This window comes from Pectobacterium artocarpous, from assembly GCF_046159765.1.
Taxonomy (GTDB): domain Bacteria; phylum Pseudomonadota; class Gammaproteobacteria; order Enterobacterales; family Enterobacteriaceae; genus Pectobacterium.
This window is the reverse complement of sequence record NZ_JBJXVK010000049.1, coordinates 1-4605: the sequence shown is the minus strand read 5'-3', so window position 1 is coordinate 4605 and position 4605 is coordinate 1. Positions and strand designations below refer to the sequence as shown.

The 4605-nt window shown below is 36.9% G+C and carries 4 protein-coding genes and 1 pseudogene; 2 read left to right on the top strand and 3 right to left on the bottom strand.

All coding sequences use genetic code 11. From position 1 onward, the window contains the following. Positions 1-55: 55 nt before the first annotated feature. Together ACKQAD_RS20140 and ACKQAD_RS20135 are read right to left on the bottom strand one after the other, a co-directional pair. Positions 56-946 (bottom strand): annotated as a pseudogene (locus tag ACKQAD_RS20140) (HlyD family secretion protein); the annotation flags it as partial. Positions 947-1019: 73 nt separating this feature from the next. Then, positions 1020-1763, bottom strand: coding sequence for a nucleotidyltransferase domain-containing protein (locus tag ACKQAD_RS20135; RefSeq protein ID WP_409161739.1), 744 nt, complete (start codon positions 1761-1763; stop codon positions 1020-1022). 245 nt (positions 1764-2008) lie between these two features. Between ACKQAD_RS20135 and ACKQAD_RS20130 the strand changes: the two genes are divergently transcribed. After that, positions 2009-2263 carry a colicin V family bacteriocin gene (locus ACKQAD_RS20130; protein ID WP_409161738.1) on the top strand — a complete coding sequence of 85 codons (255 nt, stop codon included), beginning with the start codon at positions 2009-2011 and terminating at the stop codon, positions 2261-2263. Positions 2264-2469: 206 nt separating this feature from the next. Further along, positions 2470-3264: a hypothetical protein gene (locus ACKQAD_RS20125; protein WP_409161737.1), complete on the top strand. Its 795-nt coding sequence runs from the start codon at positions 2470-2472 to the stop codon at positions 3262-3264. Positions 3265-3447: 183 nt separating this feature from the next. On the opposite strand, the gene proX is transcribed toward ACKQAD_RS20125, so the two are convergent. Then, positions 3448-4452 (bottom strand): glycine betaine/L-proline ABC transporter substrate-binding protein ProX, encoded by a 1005-nt coding sequence (gene proX, locus ACKQAD_RS20120; RefSeq protein ID WP_409161736.1) that lies wholly within the window; start codon positions 4450-4452, stop codon positions 3448-3450. Positions 4453-4605: the final 153 nt, after the last annotated feature.

Genomic DNA, 4605 nt, shown 5'->3' with positions numbered 1-4605 from the left:
GCCTGAGCGACCACCTTTAATCGGATGGCAATTACACAGAATTATTTACAGGGTCATAATATTCTGCTATATTTTGGGGGAGTATTTGTAAGAGGCTATCGCCAACATTAACCATTTGGCCAAAGGTTACACTCAGTGAGTCTACTTTTCCATCTGATAGCGCGCGAATAAGCACTTCACTTCCTATATCTGTATTAACTAACTCTTTTTGTAACTCATAGTATTGAAGCTCCATCTGGTAGATTCGATTATCAAACTCTGCAGATTGAATATGAACTTGGCTTTCAAGGCTTGTGATCTGCAATGCATTTTGTTCATTTTGTCCTCTTAAGCTTAATAAGCTATTTTGCTGCTGATAATGTAATGCAATCTGGTTTGTTAATTGATCTTTATTTATTAATCCTTTTGATTGATATTGTTGGTAATTTACCATGTTTTCTTTCATGGCCTGTATTCCAACTTCTGCTCGGCTAACTATTTCCGATGATTTAATAAATGCATTGCTATACTGTTCTTTTTGTTTTTTTAGCATGTCCAATGTGTTTTTTTTACTTTCATTCAACCTTTCAATTATATTTTCAATCTGTGCAGACTGATTTTCTATTTTTTGTCTGTGATTGTCACTAACAACACCACTGCGGGTGCTTTTACTAACATCAATAAGATAAATAGGATCACCTTTTTTTATCACTTGTCCTTCACTAACAAATCTATCGATAACAATTCCTTGTACGCTTGAATATATATTTACGGAGCGAGGTGATGTTGTTATCTCTCCGCTAACATTAATTCTCCGAGTATATGTGCTCTCAATTATGAATATGATGAAAATAAGTATGAAGAAAAGACATAATGCCGAAACTCCCCATGTTGGTAAGCTTGGGAGTAAAATTGCTCGACCTCGCCATTTCATTTTTCTGTTTTCTATCGCTTTTTGACGAAACAATGAGTGTTACCTTTTTATTAGATATTTAATCATTTCTGACATTGAATAATGGATTTATAAAGCTGCTTCTTTTTTAATTTATAGATAACCTTCCTTTCAATGGTAGATATATTTTTTCGTAGAATGGGTTTTCTATTGGCAATCCATTGATAAATTCTCTAGATGTTTTTATTAATGAGTCCACCGAATCATTATTTATTAATTCTATGTACGCATTGCATATCTCAGCGTAAAGCTCAGGCGATGTTTTTATTAACGCAGTTACAATGTGTTTTCCTTTTTGATTATTTTCTTTATGAAAAGATAAATTTAAGTTTATTATATGTTGTATAAGTGATGTTGATATTATTATTTTTTCATTTCTAAATTGTGATAGTTCTAAATCTTTTATCGCATTGCTTATCGACAAATAATGTCTTTTTATCGTATTTTTATTTACTAGTGTCGGTTTTTTAATGATGTCATCTGCTGTTTCTTTCATTTTTTTTGCTGTTTCATCGATTTCTGGGTAACTAATTGATTTGGATATAATTTTAGCCAATGACCAATCGTGTTTTTTTTGACTGCTAGTGATTTCAAAATATACTGTTTGTATATCATAACAAAATAGATCAATAATAAAATCGTTTGGCGGTGACTTAACATGTTTTCTAAATGGAGATATATTGTCATTAAAAACAGCAATAACATCTATATCTGAATCATGATGCATTCTTCCTGTGGCATAAGAACCATAGATGAAAATTAATGATACCGATGGATATTTTTCTTTTATTAATTGATATATATGTGAAGGTTCTGGCTTCCCTACGAGCATGAATAGTTTCCTTTTCTATTTGGTTTTATTTATCCAATCAGCTTATATTTTAATTGTAAAGATTTTACTGTTTAACAAAAGTTTAATTTTTTTGCAAAGTAACTTAAATTTTTCAGGAGGAGAATAAAAAATCGCATGTGCTGTTTTTGCTAATCATTATTTGTTAATGAACTATCATTAATAATTAAACCTTGGTTCATTAATAGCATGGCGATTTTTTTTCATTCTGAAACGGATATTTTTTTATGAAAGAATTAACATTAGATGAATTATCGATGGTCTCTGGTGCTGGTGAGGTTGACTGGAATCAAGTTGGTCGTGATTTTGCTGTAGGCGGCGCGACTGTTGCGGGGGCCGCATTTGGTACTGGTCTGGCTGGTCCTGTTGGTGGCGCAATCATTGGAGTGACTGTCGGAACAGGTGTTGGTGCCTTATGGGACTGGGTTGGTGACGAGGAAAATATGGAGCCTGGTCTAGATGAATGGAGTTGGTTAAGCTGAATCTAAAAGGCTACCAAAATATGAATCAAACGATAAAAGTATTTCTATTTATATTGGCGATAATATCACTTAGTGTAACAATGCAGCACTTTGATATAAGCCAGAGCATCTCATCTGCGATAATGATAGTTGTAGCCATTGTCGTTTCTTTTTTTGTATTCTAACTGTTCCCCCAAGGTGATCTTGGGGGACTTAATATTTATCTTATGAAACCAATAGAAGGCAATGTAATTCATTTGTTAACGGAAAAAATTGAGAGAGAAAATAGAACCAAGTTAAATAATGATGCAATAAACGGTTCTCTGGATAAGGACGAAATTAAAAATCGTATATTATCCGCCGTTGGGGAAAATCATGATTATATATTTTTCTGTGGCTCTTATTCAAAAGGGAATTCTGGATTTTTTTCAGATGTAGATGTTTTTATTATTAATGACTCTGAGGAGATATTTTTCTATCGTGATTTTTTTATATTGAAGGGTGTTTTTTTTGAAATTAATTCAATAACTGTTTCTTATCTTGAATGTCGAGTTTCTAAAAATATAAAGAATATCATTTTCAATGAGTTCAAGAATAAAACGGTTGTTTTAAATAAAGGAAATCATCGAGTTGAAAACGTGATGAAATCTTTTTATAGCGACGATAAAGATCCACTCCTTGATCGTGAAATTAACAGAGAGAAGTTTTCTTTATTACAAACATTAATGGATCTTTGTAATGAGAATGAAAGTGATAGTTTCATTATTAATATTAATCAAGCTTATCAAAAAGCAATGAGAATTCTTGCATTATCTATTACAAAGAGAACGTCTTTTAATATAAGGTATATGATGGGAGAGATTTTCTATGAGAATTTAAATATCATGCGGTCATTGAATTTAGCATATAGAGCGGCGATAGAAGAGCTTAATCCTAATATAATTATTTATTATTTTATATATTCTGAGTTTCAATATGTTAACTGGAAATATGATTTTCGTGAAATAATTTGTGCTAAATGATTTTAAGTATTTTTAATATTAGTGATGTATAAGAGGTTTGTTTTTTATTATGAGAAATGGAAAAAATAATATTCTAATGTGTTCACTCTGATAAGTGATACCTGTGACGGCTAAGATAAATGCAGTTCGAGGTTTTAGGGAATATTAACAACGGCTTTCTGTAAGAAAGCCGTTAATTCATGATTATTTCGCGGCGTCAGCGGCGGTTTTCACCCAGCCGTCAAACAGCTGCTGGTGGGCTTTGATCCAGCCATCAACATGACGTTCGATATCTTGCTGTGAGCCCTGACCTTCATGCATACGCAGGTTCTGCGCATTCACATCGGTAATCGGCAGTTTCATGATGGCGAACAGCTTCGCGGCTGCCGGGTTTTTCTCTGCCCATTCTTTATTTGCCGCAATTCTCATGTTGTTAACCGGGAAGCCGTAGTCGGCGCCGTTAGGCAGCTTGGTGCTGACGCCTTTCATTTCGCCCGGCTGAGAAGAGAAAGGTACCTGCAACCAAACCACGTCACGTCCCGGTACCAGCACGTCACTCACCCAGTATGGCGTCCAAGTATAGTACAGAATCGGCTTGCCTTCTTTATAACGAGTGATGGTGTCGGCGATCATCGCCGCATAGTTCCCCTGATTATGCTCGACCGTGTTGGTTAAGCCATAGGCAGGAAGGTGGTTATTGATGACCGCTTCACATCCCCAGCCCGGCGTACAGCCGGTCAGATCGGCTTTGCCGTCACCGTTGGTATCAAACAGCTTGGCGATTTTCGGATCTTTCAACTGCGCAATATTGGTGATCTTGTACTTTTCAGCCGTCTTCTTATCGATCAGATAACCCTGTGCGGCACCGGAGACATATTCACCCTGGCGGTAGAACTTCGCGTCCCCGCCTGCGGCTTTATATTGGTCGGCATGTAGCGGATCCCAGTTTACGGCAATAAATGTTGCATCGCCGGAAGCGATAGAGGTGTAAGCCACATTGTAGTCTACTTCACGAGGCGGCTGCACGTCATAGCCCAGCTTTTCCAATGCGCGGCTGACCAGCAGCGTCTGGAATGTTTCTTCGGAGATGGTGCTTTGCACTGGGATAACGGAAATACCTTTGCCCGGTTGTGCCGTGTCAGCGGCGTAAACCTGCGTACTCAACAGTGCGGTAGTCAGGGCGGCAGCCCAAAGTTTGGTGTTACTCATTATGATTCCCTCTGTCTCTATCGTGTATAACCGTCATACTTCAAGTTGTATGCGCGTTGGCTGCGATACTCGGCACACTGGCGTGTGCCTCGCCCCGCAGGGCTGAGGGATCCCCACAAACCCAGTGCTAATAAACCAGCACCATATTTCGAT